Source organism: Pseudomonas sp. NPDC088429, assembly GCF_044753305.1.
GTDB classification, from domain to species: domain Bacteria; phylum Pseudomonadota; class Gammaproteobacteria; order Pseudomonadales; family Pseudomonadaceae; genus Aquipseudomonas; species Aquipseudomonas rustica.
Genome location: NZ_JBIVMX010000001.1, coordinates 1 through 18558 on the forward strand (window position 1 = coordinate 1; position 18558 = coordinate 18558).

19 protein-coding genes and 1 tRNA gene are annotated in these 18558 nt (G+C 58.7%); 11 read left to right on the forward strand and 9 right to left on the reverse strand.

The annotated features are described in order from the left end of the window. Nucleotides 1–1004: hypothetical protein (locus tag ACIP66_RS00005; protein ID WP_400644155.1), on the reverse strand; the 1004-nt coding region annotated here is incomplete at its 3' end. A gap of 454 nt (nucleotides 1005–1458) precedes the next feature. On the opposite strand from ACIP66_RS00005, the gene ccoN reads away from it, so the two are divergent. Both ccoN and ACIP66_RS00015 read left to right on the forward strand, forming a co-directional pair. Continuing rightward, on the forward strand, nucleotides 1459–2886 hold the full coding sequence (ccoN, locus tag ACIP66_RS00010) for a cytochrome-c oxidase, cbb3-type subunit I (protein WP_400644158.1): 1428 nt from the start codon (nucleotides 1459–1461) through the stop codon (nucleotides 2884–2886). A 15-nt stretch (nucleotides 2887–2901) separates the two neighbouring features. Further along, nucleotides 2902–3123 carry a cbb3-type cytochrome c oxidase subunit 3 gene (locus ACIP66_RS00015; protein ID WP_282355004.1) on the forward strand — a complete coding sequence of 74 codons (222 nt, stop codon included), beginning with the start codon at nucleotides 2902–2904 and terminating at the stop codon, nucleotides 3121–3123. Between the two features lie 190 nt (nucleotides 3124–3313). Here ACIP66_RS00015 and ACIP66_RS00020 read toward each other — a convergent pair whose 3' ends face one another. Continuing rightward, a complete protein-coding gene (locus ACIP66_RS00020) occupies nucleotides 3314–3805 on the reverse strand; it encodes a hypothetical protein (protein ID WP_053120651.1) in 492 nt (163 codons plus the stop codon). Between the two features lie 199 nt (nucleotides 3806–4004). Between ACIP66_RS00020 and ACIP66_RS00025 the strand changes: the two genes are divergently transcribed. Beyond that, nucleotides 4005–4697: an aspartate/glutamate racemase family protein gene (locus ACIP66_RS00025; RefSeq protein WP_400644163.1), complete on the forward strand. Its 693-nt coding sequence runs from the start codon at nucleotides 4005–4007 to the stop codon at nucleotides 4695–4697. A 1-nt stretch (nucleotide 4698) separates the two neighbouring features. Here ACIP66_RS00025 and ACIP66_RS00030 read toward each other — a convergent pair whose 3' ends face one another. From ACIP66_RS00030 to ACIP66_RS00050, 5 genes are all read right to left on the reverse strand, one after another. Next, the gene (locus tag ACIP66_RS00030; protein ID WP_400644166.1) at nucleotides 4699–5217 is read right to left on the reverse strand and encodes a GNAT family N-acetyltransferase; all 519 of its coding nucleotides are present in this window, start codon (nucleotides 5215–5217) and stop codon (nucleotides 4699–4701) included. A 173-nt stretch (nucleotides 5218–5390) separates the two neighbouring features. Next, entirely contained in the window at nucleotides 5391–5855 is a 465-nt protein-coding gene (locus tag ACIP66_RS00035; RefSeq protein ID WP_400644169.1) for a YbjN domain-containing protein, read from the reverse strand. Nucleotides 5856–6040: 185 nt separating this feature from the next. Then, entirely contained in the window at nucleotides 6041–7249 is a 1209-nt protein-coding gene (locus tag ACIP66_RS00040) for a DSD1 family PLP-dependent enzyme (RefSeq protein ID WP_400644680.1), read from the reverse strand. Between the two features lie 74 nt (nucleotides 7250–7323). Beyond that, entirely contained in the window at nucleotides 7324–8652 is a 1329-nt protein-coding gene (locus ACIP66_RS00045; RefSeq protein ID WP_400644683.1) for a D-arabinono-1,4-lactone oxidase, read from the reverse strand. A 76-nt stretch (nucleotides 8653–8728) separates the two neighbouring features. After that, nucleotides 8729–9088 (reverse strand): c-type cytochrome, encoded by a 360-nt coding sequence (locus tag ACIP66_RS00050; protein ID WP_400644172.1) that lies wholly within the window; start codon nucleotides 9086–9088, stop codon nucleotides 8729–8731. Nucleotides 9089–9494: 406 nt separating this feature from the next. On the opposite strand from ACIP66_RS00050, the gene ACIP66_RS00055 reads away from it, so the two are divergent. The 5 genes from ACIP66_RS00055 (at nucleotide 9495) to ACIP66_RS00075 (ending at nucleotide 15615) form a co-directional block, all read left to right on the forward strand. Next, nucleotides 9495–11120, forward strand: coding sequence for an NADP-dependent glyceraldehyde-3-phosphate dehydrogenase (locus ACIP66_RS00055; RefSeq protein ID WP_400644174.1), 1626 nt, complete (start codon nucleotides 9495–9497; stop codon nucleotides 11118–11120). Between the two features lie 102 nt (nucleotides 11121–11222). After that, entirely contained in the window at nucleotides 11223–11570 is a 348-nt protein-coding gene (locus tag ACIP66_RS00060; protein ID WP_053120668.1) for a DUF3302 domain-containing protein, read from the forward strand. A gap of 2 nt (nucleotides 11571–11572) precedes the next feature. After that, entirely contained in the window at nucleotides 11573–12532 is a 960-nt protein-coding gene (locus ACIP66_RS00065) for an HlyD family secretion protein (RefSeq protein ID WP_053120670.1), read from the forward strand. Nucleotides 12533–12594: 62 nt separating this feature from the next. Next, nucleotides 12595–13635: an FUSC family protein gene (locus ACIP66_RS00070; protein ID WP_400644685.1), complete on the forward strand. Its 1041-nt coding sequence runs from the start codon at nucleotides 12595–12597 to the stop codon at nucleotides 13633–13635. Nucleotides 13636–13716: 81 nt separating this feature from the next. Further along, nucleotides 13717–15615: an acyltransferase family protein gene (locus tag ACIP66_RS00075; protein ID WP_400644179.1), complete on the forward strand. Its 1899-nt coding sequence runs from the start codon at nucleotides 13717–13719 to the stop codon at nucleotides 15613–15615. Here the strand turns inward: ACIP66_RS00075 and ACIP66_RS00080 are convergent. Beyond that, the gene (locus ACIP66_RS00080) at nucleotides 15612–16511 is read right to left on the reverse strand and encodes a DMT family transporter (RefSeq protein WP_400644181.1); all 900 of its coding nucleotides are present in this window, start codon (nucleotides 16509–16511) and stop codon (nucleotides 15612–15614) included. The genes ACIP66_RS00075 and ACIP66_RS00080 overlap by 4 nt on opposite strands. 138 nt (nucleotides 16512–16649) lie before the next feature. Between ACIP66_RS00080 and ACIP66_RS00085 the strand changes: the two genes are divergently transcribed. Together ACIP66_RS00085 and ACIP66_RS00090 are read left to right on the forward strand one after the other, a co-directional pair. Beyond that, nucleotides 16650–17087: an Lrp/AsnC family transcriptional regulator gene (locus ACIP66_RS00085; RefSeq protein WP_053120674.1), complete on the forward strand. Its 438-nt coding sequence runs from the start codon at nucleotides 16650–16652 to the stop codon at nucleotides 17085–17087. Nucleotides 17088–17145: 58 nt separating this feature from the next. Further along, complete coding sequence (locus ACIP66_RS00090; RefSeq protein ID WP_400644184.1) at nucleotides 17146–17472, forward strand: YceK/YidQ family lipoprotein; 327 nt, start codon at nucleotides 17146–17148, stop codon at nucleotides 17470–17472. A gap of 69 nt (nucleotides 17473–17541) precedes the next feature. Here the strand turns inward: ACIP66_RS00090 and ACIP66_RS00095 are convergent, their stop codons facing one another. Beyond that, the gene (locus tag ACIP66_RS00095; protein ID WP_053120677.1) at nucleotides 17542–18213 is read right to left on the reverse strand and encodes a Bax inhibitor-1/YccA family protein; all 672 of its coding nucleotides are present in this window, start codon (nucleotides 18211–18213) and stop codon (nucleotides 17542–17544) included. A 122-nt stretch (nucleotides 18214–18335) separates the two neighbouring features. On the opposite strand from ACIP66_RS00095, the gene ACIP66_RS00100 reads away from it, so the two are divergent. After that, nucleotides 18336–18423: transfer RNA gene (locus tag ACIP66_RS00100), tRNA-Ser, on the forward strand. The last annotated feature ends 135 nt before the right edge of the window (nucleotides 18424–18558 follow it).

The following is an 18558-nucleotide window of genomic DNA, read 5'->3' on the forward strand; positions in this document are numbered from 1 at the left end:
TGTCGTCGAATGCCCTGCGTTTTTTGGTCATGAATAACTCCTCGATAGATGTATTTTCCACCTATCGGGGTGTCCGGGGAAATTAGACCACTACAGATCAACGACACCGTGCCCACTAACAAAATCGCCGCGCCAAACACAAAGTCGATGTTGTACAACTGAAAGTCCTGCACCGGCCCGACCAGCACCACCCGCACTACAGCAATCCCCACCAGCGTGGCCAGAAAATCGATCCCCGGTTCGTCGCGATAAAACACCAGCATCAGCGGCAGGCACAGCACCAGCAACATCAACAACACCACGACTTTGAACGAGTCCTTACGCTCAACGCTAAAGGCACATTCGTGCGCCCCGTAAGCCTTGTAATCCTCGTCGCGGATCAGCGAGTTTTTCTCGTTGATGTAGTCGACGCGGTTGTACTTCTGGATTGGCGTGAAGGTGTTGGACATTTCCATCAGCGTGGTGATGCTCCTGAAACGCAGGTCGATGCGCTCGCTGCCCTTGAGGTAATAGAGCACCGGTTTGTAGCCGTAGCGATAGGTATCGAACGGGAACGCGGCGACCTGGCCCTGAACACCGATCGGCCGTGGTTCCAGTTCGGCGTAGGCGCTTTTGTTGGATGAGGCCAGGTTGCGGCTGAGCGGCTGAACCTTGACTTGCTCAAGGAAAATCGGCGTGGCGCCGAAGGTCCACTGCAGCGGTTCCAGGCGCAGGCGCAGTTCATTGCGACCGAGGTCGTAGCGATTGAACGTGCGCTCGGACACCACCAATGAGCCGCCGACCATGAACTCGCCGCGCAGGTTATTGGTGACGCGCAAGGTCAGTTGATCCTTGCCCAGCAACGCCGCTTGCGTGGACGGTGGCGTGCCGCACCACGCGGTACTTTCGCCAACACCGCCGAGCTGGCCGTTGCGGTTTTCCTTGAACACATAGAAGTAACTGGCCCACAGCGTCAGCATCAACAGCATCGCCGTGAGGCCCAAAATCTTTTTGCCCACACTCACAAACCCGACTCCCTTCATCGATTCCATCGTCCAGCCGAATCCCGCTGGCGGGCGGGACTTTAACAAAATGCCATCATCGACCCAAGGGAAAATCCCCGATGGCGGAGGCTTGTAAGGGTTTCCCCCACATCCAAAAATATTGGAATGGGCGCCGGAGATCCCTTGTAGGAGCTGAGCTTGCTCGCGAAGGCGGCGTGTCAGGCACTATCAGTTTGACTGGTATACCGCTTTCGCGAGCAAGCTCGGCTCCTACAGAACATCCACACGTTATAGATTCGGAAAAAACCACAAAAACCATATCAGACCGCGTCAGATAGCCGCAGGAAAAGCCAAAATCTGATCCGCACAAATCAACAATTCCTGAGCCTGTTTTGTTTTCCACGGTGTTCCTACAGTGCAGCCCATGTCAGACCGGGTGGCCTGGCAAGACTTTGCAACCGTGGATGAACTGACCATGAGCACAGCAATAATCGGACAGGCTTATAACTACAAGGTCGTCCGCCAATTCGTCATCGCGACTATTTTCTGGGGAGTCGTGGGGATGGCGATGGGGGTATGGATCGCCTCTCAATTGGTATGGCCGGACATGAATCTGGACTTGCCGTGGACCACCTTCGGCCGCTTGCGACCGTTGCACACCAGCCTGGTGATTTTCGGCTTCGCCGGCAGCGCGCAATTCGCCGCCAGTTACTACGCAGTACAGCGCACCTGCCAGGTGAGGCTGTACTCGGACACCCTCGCAGCGTTCACTTTCTGGGGCTGGCAATCGGTGATCGTGATCATGCTGATCACCCCGCCGCTGGGCTACACCACCACCAAGGAATACGCCGAAATCGAATTTTCCGGGGCGGTGTGGATGGCCGTGGTCTGGGTCGCCTACGCCGTGGTGTTCTTCACCACCGTGGTGCAGCGCAAGACAAAACACATCTACGTCGGCAACTGGTTCTTCGGCGCGTTCATTCTGGTGATTGCGATGCTGCACGTGGTCAATCACCTGTCGATTCCGGTCGACTGGTTCAAGTCGTATCCGGTGTATTCCGGGGCCACCGACGCGATGGTGCAGTGGTGGTACGGGCACAACGCGGTGGGTTTTTTCCTCACCACCGGTTTCCTCGGGATGATGTATTACTTCGTGCCGAAACAGGTCAATCGGCCGGTGTATTCGTATCGGTTGTCGATCGTGCACTTCTGGGCGTTGATCACCTTGTACATCTGGGCCGGCCCGCACCACTTGCACTACACCGCGCTGCCGGATTGGGCGCAGTCATTGGGCATGGCCATGTCGCTGATCCTGCTCGCGCCGAGCTGGGGCGGGATGATCAACGGCATGATGACGCTCTCCGGCGCCTGGCATAAATTGCGCACTGACCCGATTCTGCGCTTTCTCGTGCTGTCGCTGGCGTTCTACGGCATGTCGACGTTCGAAGGGCCGATGATGGCGATCAAAACCGTCAACGCCCTCTCCCACTACACCGACTGGACCATCGGCCACGTTCACGCCGGGGCGTTGGGCTGGGTGGCGATGATCACCTTCGGCGCGACCTACCACATGGTGCCGAAAGTCTTCGGCCGCGAGCAGATGTACAGCACGCCGTTGATCAACCTGCACTTCTGGCTGGCGACGATTGGCACGGTGTTGTACATCGCCTCGATGTGGGTCAACGGCATTACCCAGGGACTGATGTGGCGGGCGATCAACGAGGACGGCACGCTGACGTACTCGTTTGTCGAAGCGCTGCAGGCCAGTCACCCTGGGTTCATCGTGCGTTTTGCCGGCGGGGTGTTTTTTCTTAGCGGGATGTTGCTGATGGCTTACAACGTCTGGCGTACGGTGCGTGTGGCTGATGTGGCACTGGCTCAGCGTGAAGCGCAGATTGCCTGAGGCTGGGAGGCCGTCATGATCGAGGTGTTTTTTGATGGGCTGGGCGTGGTGTTTTTGTGGCTGGCGGTGGAGTACTGCTTGCGGCGGGAGACGGCGGAGAGTCTGGATGAGGCGAGTATGGTGCCGTTTGCTGATGATCCGGAGGTGGCGCGGCGGGTTGAGTTGGCTACCGGGAAAAGCGTGAAAGCGGTGGCGCCGGAGGTGGTGAAATCGGGTTGGGGTAATCTGGAGATTTGAGGTGGGTCTGGGGTTGCCCTCACCCTAGCCCTCTCCCGGAGGGAGAGGGAACTGACCGGGTTGGATATTCGAGATACATCGACCTGAAAGTCCTGAGTCGAACTTGCAATTGAACACAACAAAGATCGGCTCCCTTTCCCCCTCGCCCCCTTGGGGGAGAGGGCTGGGGTGAGGGGGTATGCCCTTGATCTTAGCCGCGTTCGCGGGGGATAAGGCTCTGCAATTGCAACGCCAAAAAATTCGCATCGAACACAAACGTGTCCGGATCCTTCAAACCATTGGTCTTGCGCCACTGCCACTCGCCGCCCGGCAGCCCCACCAACGAAATACTGCCGTAACGCGCCGCCGTCAGCCCCATCACCGCCAGCGAAATCTGCCCGGCGCTTCCCATCACATCGGGCACAAACTCCACCGGTTTGCCGGCAATCACGATGCTCAGCTTCTCGGTCTTGAACGTCGAGGTCTCAACCGGCGTACTCGGGCCGAACGCAACGTACGCCTCGCGGCTCACTTCCAGCAGATTCGGCGCCTGCACAGGCTCCAGCCATCGCTGAATATCGCCGAACAGCCCTTCAATGCGGCTCGCCCAGACTTGCGACTGCGTTTCGAACAGTTGCTTTTTGTGCGCTTCGCTTTCGGCGTAATGACGAAGCATCTCGCCCAGTTGCTGTACGTCGCTCATTGCTGTGTGCCTCGGAAAGGATCCTGCGATGTTCGATAGTGGCAGATCGAAGCCCCGGTGTACGGTAAATCGCCTGCGGTTTTGCAACACACCGTGACACTTGCGTGAAAGATCAGCGGTACAGTCAATTGCTGCTGGCATCAGGCCTGGAAGAAAAGGACACTCGGGTAAAACACAGATCAATGATCGAGGAATTTCAATGCGCACCATCGGCCTGATCGGCGGTATGAGCTGGGAGTCCAGCGCCGAATATTATCGACTCATCAACCAACAGGTTCGCGACCGGCTCGGGCCACTGCGTTCGGCGCAAATATTGATGTACAGCGTCGACTTCGGCCCGGTCGAACAAGCCCAGCACGCCGGGCGCTGGGACGATGCGGCGGCGATTCTGGTGGACGCTGCACGCAGGCTCGAAGCGGGCGGCGCGCAATGCGTGGTGCTGTGTACCAACACCATGCACAAGGTCGCCGAGCAGATTCAGGCAGCGATCACCATTCCGTTTTTGCACATCGCCGAACCGGCAGCCCAGGCTGCGATCGCAATCGACGCACGCTCCGTTGGCCTGCTCGGCACGGCGTTCACCATGGAACAGGATTTCCTCAAGCAGCGCCTGATCGCTCAGGGTTTGAAGGTTCTGGTGCCGGACGAAGCCGAGCGCAAGGACGTGCACCGGATCATCTACGACGAACTGTGTGTCGGCGTGATCAGCGAAGCCTCGCGGCAGACCTACCAAAAAGTCATTGAATCCCTGACCGCACGCGGCGCTCAGGCAATCATCCTCGGCTGCACCGAAATCGGCATGTTGATCAAACCCGAACACAGCGCCCTGCCCCTGCTCGACACCACCGAACTGCATGCACAGTCGGCGGTGGCGTTCGCCCTGGGCGACTGAGTCAGGTTTTAGTGCTGCGTCGCAGACGGGCCATGCTCAGGGTGTCGACCCATTGCCCGTCACGCACCGCGTAATCGCGGAACAGCCCTTCATCCTCGAAACCGAACTTGCGGTAGAGGCTGATCGCCGCTTCGTTATCGGCATACACCGAAAGCTCGACGCGGTGCAGGTTCATCCAGTTGTCGGCGACATCCAGCGCCGCCGTCAACAATTTCGACCCGACACCCTTGCCCTGCCACGCCACCGCAACGGCCATGCCGAAACTGCCGGCATGCGCCCGGCGAATCCGTGAAAACGCTTCCAGCCCGAGATTGCCGATCACCACGCCTTCATGCAGCGCCACCAGCTTCACCGCCCGATCGTTTTCCGCCTGCAACCGCTGCCGCCAGACTTCGGTGGATTGAAACGGCATCTGCAACACCTGCCGCGCCACGGCCGGGTCGTTGTAGAGCGCAGTGATGGCCTCAATGTGGGCTTCGCTGAAGCGTTCGATGTGAATAGTGGGGTAATCGTCGTGCATGGCAGATCCGTCCGTGATCCGTGTGTGGCCGACCACTCTAAGCCGACAACGCCCTCATCCGCCACAGACAAACCCGTGTAGGAGCTGCCGAAGGCTGCGATCTCTTGATCTTGATCTTAAAAACCAGGATCAAAAGATCGCAGCCTTCGGCAGCTCCTACAGGGGGATGTGTGTCAGGTCAGGGCGACTTCTTCTTCGGCGACGGTTGCCGGGGTGGCTTGCGCGGTCTGGCTGAAATCGCGCAGATAGACGATGAACTCCTGCAACAGGCGATCCCACAATTCGAGGTTGCCGCGCAGGTGATCGTTGCTGACCCCGGCGCCGACCACCACGTCCATTTCCATCACCAGAAATTCGCCCTGCAACGACAACCGCGCAAAACGCCGAGTGGCGTTCCAGCGTTCCGCGACGCCGGCCGGCAGCTCACCTTGCACGCGCAATGCGCAACTGAAGGTGAAGTCGACGTAGCTGCCCTGCTCCGCTGCCGGATTGCCGAAACGCACGGCGTAGCCTATGCCCTGGCTGGCGCTGAGTAGCTGGACGATGCCGTTCTGTTCGGTCTGGTTGACGCGATAACCGGCGGCTTGCAGCACATCGGTCAAGGATTGCGGGGATACCTGGGTGATCAATTGAGTCATTGGATCTTCCTTGTTCTTCAGATTGAGACGCCATGCTTGTGCTGATTTGGTCATGGCGTTTTCAAGCGTAGACCGTTCTGCCGGGTTGGCATGGAGAATCAAAATCAAAAGATCGCAGCCTTCGGCAGCTCCTACAGGGGAATACCGCCCAATGTAGGAGCTGCCGAAGGCTGCGATCTTTTGCTTCAGGAATAGACCGGCCAGGTGTCGACGATTTTGTCGCCGCGCACCGCCAGCAGGTCGCCAAATTGCAGCAGCACGGCTTCAGTCTGGGTCGGGCGCAGGAAGACTTGATCTTCGATATTCAGGCCGACAGCGCTGGAGCCGTTGACCATTTCCTGATTCGAGCTGCGCCCGTATACCGTGTTGCTCTGCAAACCCTGTGGCGATTCGAATTCGGCCATCCAGTTGCCGCCGTAGATGAAAAAGGTCTCGCGCTGATTCGCGTCCCACCAAGAAAACAGCCGCGACTTGTCGTCCAGCGCCGGGATGTTCACCGCGCCGGTGCTTTTCAACACCGGCGTGGCGATATAGGTCGCAGGTACATGCTCGGTCAGCGACGGCAAATCGTAATGCGTCGGTTTGAGCATCGCCGTGCCCACCGACACTTCCGTGCTCAGCTTCTCATGTTCATGCATGCGATAACTCGGGCTGCCGGCGGTGTTCAGGCACAGTCCGTCGTGCCACAAACCGGGAAACTGCTGACGGGTAAAGTCAACGCAACGCTGATAAATTACCATGACCTTGGCGAACAATTCCTCGGGCGAACCGAGTATCCCCGGCACGCCCATGCCCACGAACGGGTCGTAGCCCATAAACCCGGCAAACTGCAGATGCTGCGGGTTGGCGCTGATCAGGGTGAGCATTTGCCCCAGCACATTCACATCACTGACCCCGCCACGATGCAGGCCAACATCCAGCTCGATGTTGATGCGCATCCGCGTGCCCAAGCCCTGTGCGAGTTGCAGGTATTGCTGCAATCGTTCAGGGCCGTCGAGCAGCCATTGCAACTGCTTCGACGGATCAAACGGGCCTTTGTGGGCTTGGTAAAACAACTCGGCTGAACGTACCGGCAACGGCTTGCCGAGCAAAATATCCGACTGCGGAAACGTCACCGCATCGTGATTGAGAAACGGCTGATGAAACGACATCAAACGCTGTGTCCCCGCGCGTTGCGCGATGTAGCTCAGCAGCCCCGGCGATGGCAGCGATTTCTCGACCAGCCGCAAATGTTTGCCGCCGCGCTTCACCGACTGCATGACCACGTCGATGTTGTGATCGAGTCGATCCAGATCGATCAGCAGCACCGGCCGCATCGGGCCTTTATCTTTCAACTCACGGTTGAGCGCACGAAAATAATCGCTGTACGGCCCGCCACGATCGCCCGGCCGCAACCACGCGCCAACCCCGACCAGCAAGGCGCCGACGCCCAATGTACCGAGCAGGAAGTTACGTCGATTAACCGCCATCAGCTCACCCCCAGAATCGATGACAAATGCGCGTTCAAGAATCGCCCGCTAGGATCCAGCGCCTGGCGCACGTCGACAAACTCGCGCCAGCGCGGATACAGCGGTTGCAGGTTTTTCGCGTTGAGCGTGTGCAATTTGCCCCAGTGCGGGCGGCCGTTGTACTTCCAGAAAATCGGCTCGACCGCCGCAAAGAAATTGTGATGATCCATCTGGTAATGCTGGTGCACCGAGATCGAACAGCTGTCGCGGCCCTCGAACATGCTCAGCGGAATGTCGTCGGCTTTGACGTAACGGTACTCGATGGGAAACCAAGTGCGCAGATCCTTGTCCTGAATCAGCTTGAGAATCTCGCGCAGACAGGCCGGGCCGTGTTCGGCGGGCACCGAATACTCCATCTCGTTGAAGCGCACGGTGCGCACGTTGGCGTAGATGTCAAACGAGTCGCCGATGCGATCATCGAAACTCGCCAGATGGCGCAGGCTATTGAGCATGGTGCGGCGCAGGTCGGGGAAGTCGCTGCCGTATTTGTCAATCTTTTCGATCAGGGTGACGAACTCGTTGCCGCCCTCTTCTTCCGGCGGGATGGGCGGCGTGGCCGGCTCATCGGTTTCGTTGAGGGCGACGGACAAGGCGTAGTCGGAGTGGGTGACGACGAGCATTTCCCAGTGTTGGTTTTCGCTGGTGTTCTTGTCGATGTCTTCCAGCAGCTCTTCAGTCTTGGCGATCCATTGGCGTTCGCGCAGACGATAAGCCGGACGGTTTTGCAGACGAATTTTGGTCGCCACGCCGAGGGCGCCGAGGGAGACCCGCGCCGCGCTGAACACCTCGGGATGACGCTGACTGTCGCAGTCGAGTACTTCGCCACTGGCGGTCACCAGTTGCATGCCGCAAACGTGAGCGGAGTAGGACTGGAAGTTCTTCCCGGTGCCGTGCGTCGAAGTGGAGATCGCGCCGGCGAGGGTCTGGTAATCGATGTCGGCCATGTTTTGCAGGGCCTGGCCGATGTCTTTTAACGGTACGCCCATGCGCGACATTGGTGTGCCGGCGGCGAATTCCGCCTGTAAGGTTTTTGCATCGTGATCGAGCAGGCCATTGAAGTAGCTCAGCGACAGCAGCGTACCGTCGGTGGGCACCAGAGCGCTGAAGGAATGTGCCGAACCGACCGGGCGGATCTTGCCTTGGGCCTGTTTGATCACACTTGTCAGTTCGTCGAGATTCTTCGGCGCAAGGCGCGCCGCCGGCAGGCAACTCTGCCCGCCCGACCAGTTGCGCCACGGAATCAGCCGTGGCGCGCGCATCAATTGGCCGAGAGCCGGATTGCTCGCCAACGCGCTGAACGCGCCGATGATGCTAGCCCGCTGCAATAACTGGCGCCGTGTCAGATCCATCGTCATGCCGGGCACCTTATTGTGGGAGTGGCTGGTCGGCCATGAAGCCGATCAATTGCAGAAATTGTTCTTCGCTGCACTCGACGCACTGACCCATCGGCGGCATGCCGTTGTAGCCGTTGATGGCGTGGTCGAGCAGCGTGTCGGCGCCTTGCTGGATGCGCGGTTCCCAGGCTTTGCGATCACCCGTGAGCGGCGCGTTGGCGGCGGGATTGGCGTGGCAGAGCTGGCAACTGTTGGCGTAGATCTGCGCCAGTGCCGGGTCTTTGGGCATGGCGTTGTTGGTGCTTGAACTGGCCGGGGGTTTCGGGGCTTCGCCGCAGCCAAACAGCGCCACGGATAAAGTCAGCAGTAATGTGATGGGAATTGCCCGCATGACGATCCTCAAGGGTGGCATCGCTTCTTGTTGTGATCACACCTTAAGGCAGGCGCGCCAGCAGGTTGAGGGCATTGCGGGACAGTGAGGGGGGCAAACGGGGCCAGCCGAATCCGACATATCCCCCTGTTGATGATCGTTCCCACGCTCTGCGTGGGAATGCAGCCCCGGACGCTCTGCGTCCGATTGGAACGCAAAGCCTCCCTTGAGGCATTCCCACGCAGAGCATGGGAACGATCAGATCAAAAGATCGCAGCCTTCGGCAGCTCCTACAGGGGGGCTATGGGGCCACCCCTTTTGTTCTGGGGGTTTGCGTGACATTCGGGTGACATTTGCGGGTTTAAAATTCAGGGCATTCAGGCGTATAACCGTTACAGACTTTCAAATTGGTACGCGGGGTAGCGACATGAGCACAGCAAACATCCTTGGCAATCTGTTCCCTTCTGTCAGCGACATCCCGGAAAAATATCGCCTCGACGGTCAGGTCGAGCAACGTGAATATCTGGTCGACGGCCAGTTGCGCCGCTGGGACGGCCCGCTCGCCACGGTGCGCAGCCCGGTGTATCTGCACGGTGACAATGGCGACGAACAAGTCATCCTCGGCAGCACGCCGTTGCTTGATGCCGACACCGCCCTCACCGCCCTCGACGCCGCCGTGCGTGCCTACGACCGTGGCCAGGGCCTGTGGCCGACCATGCGCGTGGCCGAACGCATTCAGCACGTCGAAGCCTTCCTCGGCCGCATGCGCCAACAGCGCGACGCCGTGGTGAAACTGCTGATGTGGGAAATCGGCAAGAACCTCAAGGACTCGGAAAAAGAGTTCGACCGCACCTGCGATTACATCGTCGATACCATCAACGCGCTCAAGGAACTCGACCGCCGCTCCAGCCGTTTCGAGCTGGAACAGGACACCCTCGGCCAGATCCGCCGCGTTCCATTGGGCGTCGCGCTGTGCATGGGCCCTTACAATTATCCGCTGAACGAGACCTTCACCACGCTGATCCCGGCGCTGATCATGGGCAACACCGTGGTGTTCAAACCGGCCAAGCTCGGCGTCCTGCTGATCCGCCCTCTGCTTGAAGCGTTCCGCGACAGCTTCCCGACCGGCGTGATCAACGTGATCTACGGCAGTGGCCGCGAAACTGTCAGCGCGCTGATGGCCAGCGGCAAGATCGATATTTTCGCCTTCATCGGCACCAACAAAGCCGCCAGCGACCTGAAAAAACTGCACCCAAAACCACACCGCTTGCGCGCCGCCCTGGGTCTGGACGCGAAGAACCCGGGCATCGTCTTGCCGGAGGTCGATCTGGACAATGCCGTCAGCGAAGCCGTCACCGGCTCCCTGTCGTTCAACGGCCAGCGCTGCACCGCACTGAAAATCCTCTTCGTCCATGAAGACGTGGTCGACAGCTTTATCGAAAAATTCAACGCCAAACTGGCCACGCTAAAACCGGGTATGCCGTGGGACAGCGGTGTGTCGCTGACGCCGTTGCCGGAGGCTGGCAAAGTCGATTATCTGCACGCTCTGGTGGCCGACGCGCAGAGCAAAGGCGCGCAAGTGGTCAACCCCAATGGCGGCGAATCCCGTGAATCGTTCTTCTACCCGGCGGTGCTGTACCCGGTGAACCCGCAGATGCGCGTTTATCAGGAAGAGCAGTTCGGCCCGGTGGTGCCGATCGTGCCGTACCGTCACCTCGATACGGTGATCGATTACGTGCTGGAGTCGGATTTCGGCCAGCAGTTGAGCATCTTCGGCACCAACCCGGTGGCGGTCGGCCGACTGGTCGACACCTTTGCCAATCAGGTCGGGCGGATCAACCTCAACGCGCAATGCCAGCGTGGCCCGGACACTTATCCGTTCAACGGGCGCAAAAACTCCGCTGAAGGGACGTTGTCGGTGCACGACGCCTTGCGGGTGTTTTCGATCCGCACGCTGGTGGCGACCAAGTTCCAGGACAGCAACAAGGATCTGATCAGCGAAATCATTCGTGGCCGCGATTCGAGTTTCCTGACCACGGACTACATCTTCTAAGCGGATTGGGAAGTCATCAGCTTCTCGTCTAAATCCACAAAGCCCCCGGCATTTCAGTGTCTACACTGATTCCAGCGCTGCACTGGATGCCGGGAGCTGAACATGCTTGATTACGTCGCGTTAGGTCTGTTGGTGTTTGTCGGTCTCGTGCTGTTCTACGGGATCATCGTGCTGCATGACATTCCGTACGAAATTGCCGTCCACCGTAATCACCCGCATCAGGATGCGATCCATGCCACGGGCTGGGTCAGCCTGTTCACCCTGCACGCGTTGTGGCCGTTTCTGTGGATCTGGGCGATGGCGTATCGCGAGGATCGCGGTTGGGGTTTCGGCGACGGCAAACCGGTGCAGAACCATGTGCTGCGGCTGGAGCAGCAAGTCATAGAGCTGCAAGGTCGTATTGAGCGGCTTGAAGCGCAGTCACCGCGCTCTGATAAAGAGGGGAACTGAGCATGGATCTGCTGCTCATCCTCACGTACGCCGCATTCTGTGTCGCGCTGTTCAAGATCTTCCGCATCCCGCTGAATAAATGGACGGTTCCCACCGCCGTGTTGGGCGGAATTCTGATCATCGGTGCGCTGATTTTCACCATGAACTACAACCACCCCTACTCCGAGGTGGCGCGTTCCTACTTCGTTTCTGTGCCAGTGATTCCCATCGTCAGCGGCCAGGTGATCGAAGTACCGGTGCACGGCAACGAGCCGCTGGAAAAAGGCGATGTGCTGTTTCGCATCGATCCGACGCCGTTTGAAAACCGGGTGAAATCGCTGAAGGCGCAACTGGTCGCTGCCAAGGGTGATCGCTATCGCATCACCGAATTGATCCGCCGTAACTTCGGCACTCAGCGCGAACTGGATGCCGCCATCTCACGCACCGATGACCTGCAGGCGCAACTCGACAACGCCCAGTTCGAACTGGACAACACCACCGTTCGCGCGCCGAGCAAAGGTTTCGTCACCCACGTTTCGTTGCGTCCGGGGATGATGGCGAGCAAGTTGCCGCTGCGCCCGTCCATGGTGTTTATCCCCGAAGAAGGCCAGTATTTTGCTGCGTGGATGCGTCAGAACAGCCTGCTGCGTCTGACCGTCGGCGACGAGGCAGAAGTCGCCTTCGACGGCATTCCCGGCAAGGTCTTCGAAGGTCGGGTGAAAAGCGTCATCGGCGTGATTGCCGAAGGACAGATTCAACCGTCCGGCACGTTGATCGGCTACACCGGTTCACCGCCGGCCGGGCGAGTGCCAGTGATCATTGAAATCACCGATCCGGACTACGCCCAGTACGCCAAACAGATGCCCGGCGGCGCTTACGGTCAGGCGGCGCTGTACAGTCAGCACTTTCATCACATCGGCGCGATGCGCAAAATTCTCCTGCGCATGGCGGCGTGGATGAATTACATTTTCCCTTTCCATTGATCTGAAAAAACACTGACGAGAGGTTCGCACTGAGTACTCACAGCACCCACCGACTGCCACCGCTGTTGCGCCGAATCCTGCGACCGTTGCTCGATCCATACCGGCGCTACCGCCACGCCCGACTGATCCACGCCGTGCGTGTTGCCCTCGGGTTGCTGGCGACGATTCTGCTGACCACCGGCATCAATCTGCCCCACGGCGAGTGGGCTTCGGTGACCATGCTTGTGGTAATTGGCGGCTTGCAGCACCACGGCAACATCGGCAAAAAAGCCGCCGAACGCGCCACCGGCACGTTGATCGGCGCCGCCGTAGGCTTGGTTCTCGTGGCGCAACAGGCGTGGCTCGGCATGCCGTGGCTGACGTACTTTGCGATGGCGGTGGTCTGCGGATTCTTCTCGTATCACGCCATCGGCAAGGGGGGTTACACCGCTCTGCTCTCGGCGATCACGGTGTTTATCGTCGCCGGGCATGGTGACAACCCGATCACCGACGGCTTGTGGCGCGGCGTCGATATTTTGATCGGCATCGCCCTCGCCCTGGCCTTTTCCTTCGCGCTGCCGCTGTACGCCGTGTACTCGTGGCGCTACAACCTCGCCGACGCGCTGCGCGATTGCGCCACGGTGTATGGACGGATCATCAGCGGCCAACCGGTCAGCGCAGACGAGCATTTGAAACTGATGGGCCGTTTGGGCACGGTGATGGTGCAACTGCGCTCGCTGATGCCGTCGGTGTCCAAGGAAGTGAAGATTTCCATGACCGAACTGGATGCGATCCAGCGCAACCTGCGCATGTGCATCAGCACCCTGGAAATCCTCGGCAACACCCGCCCGGACGCTAACGACCCCGAGGCCATGGCGCATCTGCAATCAGCGCTGAAGGCTGAACACCGGCAGATTCGGGTGCAATTGATCGGCATGGCGCGGGCGTTGAAAACCGGCGCAAGCCAACGTCTCGATCGACCTGTGGAGTTGCCGGACGCCGGCCTGGACGCACCGGTTTACAGCGCGCTGGACGGTTATCGCTTATTGACCCGTCAACTCGCCGCGAATATCGGCGACATGCGTCAGCGGCTGGCGAAAACCGCGCCGCGCTGGAACATCTGACGCGCGGCGAATTTTCCCATGTAACAACGCAGACATGATCACTACAATGCGCCATCGCAAAGTACGTGAATGGATGCGCACATGCAGTTCAGGGAAAACATCAATGCTTTGAGGGCACTCGCCGTTTTGTCGGTGGTGCTCTTTCACTTCAACGTCCTCGGTTTCGATGGCGGCTTTGCCGGGGTCGACGTGTTTTTCGTGATCTCCGGTTTCCTCATGACCGGGATCATCTTCAGCGGCCTGCAACAACAGAAGTTTTCCCTGCTCGGCTTCTACGCCTCAAGGGCCCGGCGGATCATTCCGGCGCTGGCGACACTGTGCGTGGCGCTGTTGATTTTCGGCTACGTGTATCTGCCGCTGGATGATTTCCGCGAATCTATCCGCACTATCAAGAGCAGCCTGCTGTTCAGCTCAAATTTCCTGTTCGCCAAAGACGGCAATTACTTCGACGCACCGCTGCACGAGAATTGGCTGCTGCACACGTGGTCGCTCTCAGTCGAATGGCAGTTCTACATGCTCTACCCCGTGCTGGTCATGGGGCTGTACAAATTCTTCGGTTCGCAAAAGACCCGCTATGCGCTGCTCGCACTGGCCGTGGTTTCGTTCGCCGCATCCGTGGTTGTGACAGAAAAAAATCCAACCTTTGCCTTCTACATGCTGCCCACCCGCGCGTGGGAAATGATTGCCGGCGGACTGGTCTTTCTGTTTCCGCTGCGGCTCAGCCAGCGTAATGGCTTGCTCAGCGAAGCGTTTGGCTTGATCGCGATTTTGATCAGCGTTCTGGGCTTTTCCGAAAACGATCTCTGGCCAGGTTATCTGGCGCTGCTGCCGGTGCTGGGGACGATGCTGGTGATTTACGGCAACACGCATTCGCTGTTCAGCCGCAACAAGGCGCTGCAATTTACCGGAAGCATTTCCTACTCCGTTTACCTCTGGCACTGGCCGCTGGTGGTGCTACTGTATCTGTGCGGTTTGCTCAGCAGTTGGCCGCATGTGCTGGGCGGCATTGTTCTGTCGTTCGTGCTCGGTGCGCTGTCATTCCGATACGTGGAATCGAAAACCCGCAAGATCACCACGCCGCCGCGCACGCTGTTCAAGTTCGCCGCGCTGACGGTGGCGGTCATTGCCGTGGCGTCGGTGACCTCGTCGCTAGTGAAGAAGTATCCCGCTGCGCGGTTTGCATTCGTCGACCTCGGACAACCGCAATACGCCAGCAAACTCTACCCAAAAGCGTGCTACCCCAACGCCTACGACGCGGCGGACTGCAAGCTGGGCACCGGGGACGTTTCAGTGATTTTGTTCGGCGACAGTCATGCCGAATCGACCGCCGCTGCGGTGCAGATGAACAATCCGCACGCCGCGCTATCGTGGTCACGCGGTGGCTGTCCTCAATTGCAGAACTTCGAAATGCACAACAAGGATCTTCAAGCCAAGTGCCAAGCCTTCAACCATGAAAAGCTGCAGATCTTGAAGGATTCATACAAGGGCGTTCCGGTGGTGCTGTTCAGTCGGGCCGCGCTGTACTCCGATCCCGGCCGGGGCAACAGCTATCGCATTCACTTCCCTGACAGCCCCAAAGGTGAATCGGCCTTCATCGACGAATACGTGGCCGAGTACAGCAAAACCGTGTGTGAGATCGCGCAAAACCATCCGGTGTATATCGTCCGGCCGATCCCGGAAATGCCCTTCAGCGTTTATAAAGGCCTGAACCTCAATCAGCGGATTTTCCAGCAGACCGCCGATATCTCAGTGCCTTTGGTCGACTATCAAAAACGCAACAGGATCGCCAATTTCACCATCGAAGCCGCTGCCAAACAGTGCAACGCAACAGTGATCGACCCGACGCCATTGCTGTGTCCCGATGGCAATTGCATGGGCTCGCTGAATGGCGAGCCGCTGTACTTTGATGACAATCATCTGGTCGATGCCGGCAATCAGCTGTTGAAAGGCGCGTTCAAAGACTTGATCAAAGCCATTTAAGGCCGTGCAGCGACACCGGCTCTGGACTTGAAACCCCAGCCCTGTTGCATGCCCGCTGCCGCCAGCAGAATCGCCGCCACGCCCAGCCATTGCAGCGGTTGCAGTCGATGACCGAAGGCAAACCAGTCGACGAAAATCGCCGCAATCGGATAGATGAACGACAGCGCACCGGTCAGTGCTGTCGGCAGTTTCTGGATCGCGCCGTAGAGCAACACGTACATCAGGCCGGTGTGAACGATGCCCAGCGTGATCAGGCTGGCCCACGCACTCGGCGCTTGCGGCAGCGCGGAGAAATGCGCGAATGGTGCGAGCAACAGTACGCCGGTGCAGACCTGGATCAGCGCGATCAAGTGCGGCGGTGTGCCGGTCAAACGTTTGATGATCAGCGCGGCGATCGCATAGAGAAACGCCGCGCCCAGCGCCAGGGCAATGCCCATCAGGTAATCGTTTCCGCTCGCGCCCTGCGTGCCGTGGGCGCTGACAATCGCCAGCATCCCCATAAATGAAATCGCCAGCCAGAACAGCTTCTGCAGGGTGATTTTTTCACCGAGAAACAGCGCCGCCAACCCCACCAGCATGAACGGCTGCACGTTGTACACCGCCGTGCCGATGGCAATTGAGGCTTTCGAATACGAGGCGAACAACAGCAGCCAGTTGCCAACAATCGCCACACCGCTGAGCACCGCCAGCAAGAATGTGGTGCGAGTGAGGATGCCCGGGCGCAGAAAGCCGAACGCAGCGCAAATCAGCAACAAGGTGCCAGCGCCGAACACGCAGCGCCAGAACACCACGTCCAGCACCGGTTGCCCGGAGACCAACACGAACCAGCCGATGGTTCCGGATATCAGCATGGCGGCGGTCATTTCAAACGAGCCGCGGCGGGTTGTTGTGTCCATCGTTTATCTCCTGTCTTTGTGACAAAAGTATGCCGAGTGGACAGGGGCTCTCTCCAGAGCAAAAGACAGGCTAAACTGCGGATCTGCCTTTTTTATCGCGGGTGATTATCTGAAATCGCCTAATCCGGGAGGAGCTACATGACTGACGATATCGACCAGATTCTGATTAGCGCATTGATGGAAGACTCGCGCCGCTCGCTAAAGGCATTGGCGCAGATCAGCGGATTGTCGTCACCCAGCGTGGCCGAGCGCTTGAAGCGTCTGGAAGAACGCGGCGTACTCAAGGGCTACACCGTCGAAATCGATCCGAAATGCTTCGGCTATCAACTGCAAGCCATCGTCCGCGTGCGGCCGTTGCCGGGGCAGTTGCAGGAAGTCGAGCGGCAGATCATGTCGATCCCCGAATTCACCGAATGCGACAAGGTGACGGGCGAAGACTGCTTTATCGCCCGCCTGCATGTGCGCTCGATGGAACAACTGGACACCCTCCTCGACCGCCTCAATACGCTGGCGGAAACCAACACCGCGATCGTCAAGAAGACCCCGGTCAAGCGCCGTTTACCGCCGATGGCGTGAGTGCTTTTCCAGCAGGTTCGGCGTAGATTGAGTTTTTTCCGGCGAAGGATTGGCGGTGATGAAAACTCAGGTCATGTTGATTGCAGCGGTGCTGCTCAGTGGTTGCGGGACGGTGCAAACGGTCGTGCGCAGCGATCAAGCCACGGCCAAGAGCCTCAAGGACGAAAAAACCTACTGCGGCGCCGTGCCCCGAATCTACAGCGGCGTGACCTACGACTTCTGCCTGATGCATGCGGAAGTGAAAGACGGTGTCGACACCTTCGACTACAACAATGCCAACCCCGGCGTGCTGATCGATGCAGCAGCATCCGGCGTCCTCGATACGCTGTTGCTGCCTTACACCCTCTATAAACAGCACATAGACGGCAGCATCATTATCAATTGATCCCGTAAGGTTTCCTGCAGACAACAAAAAACCCGCCGAGGCGGGTTTTTCGTTTTCTAACGACAGCGATCAGTCGTCGCGGCTCATGATGCCGAAGATCTGCAACAAGCTGATGAACAGGTTGTAGATCGATACATACAGGCTGATGGTCGCCATGATGTAGTTACGCTCGCCGCCATGGATGATGGCGCTGGTCTGGAACAGAATGCAGACCGACGAGAACAGCACGAAACCTGCGCTGATCGCCAGTTGCAGGCCGCTGATCTGGAAGAAGAAACTAGCCAGCGTTGCGCCCAGCAGGACGAAGAAACCCGCGGTGATGAAGCCACCGAGGAAGCTCATGTCCTTACGAGTGATCAACACGTAAGCCGACAGACCACCGAATACCAGTGCAGTCATGGCGAATGCCGAGCTGACCACTTCAGCGCCGCCCTGCATGCCCAGGTAACGGTTGAGGATCGGACCGAGCAGGAAACCCATGAAACCGGTCAAGGCAAACGCCGACACCAGGCCCCACGCGGAGTCGCGGAGTTTGTTAGTGAGGAAGAACAGCCCGTAAAAGCCGATCAGCACCACGAAAATGTTCGGGTAGCCAACGCGCATCTGCTGCGCAACGAAAGCCATCACGCCGCTGAATGCGAGGGTCAGAGCCAGTAGGCCGTAAGTGTTGCGCAGGACGCGGCTAACCTCTAGCTGCTCAGCCTGCACGCCGTTATTAACTGCGTAATCCTGTTCGCGCATGGCGACACTCCTGTTGGACTGAAACGATCAGTCGCACAGATCCTAACAGACGCTCTGCACCAACCCATGCAGAGAGTTTGACAGTGTGTTTCATTCAGGTATTATGGCGCCCGCAACGCAACGGAGGTGTGGCCGAGTGGTTTAAGGCAACGGTCTTGAAAACCGTCGACTGTAACAGGTCCATGAGTTCGAATCCCATCGCCTCCGCCATATTTGGTACCGACAAAGCCCTGATTATTCAGGGCTTTGTCGTTTCTGGCGTCTGAGAATTGCGCGCAGTGCCTCACCTACCGCGTGATCGCCGCAGGTGAGGCATGCCCCCCCACGGCACGCTAAAACCCTTGC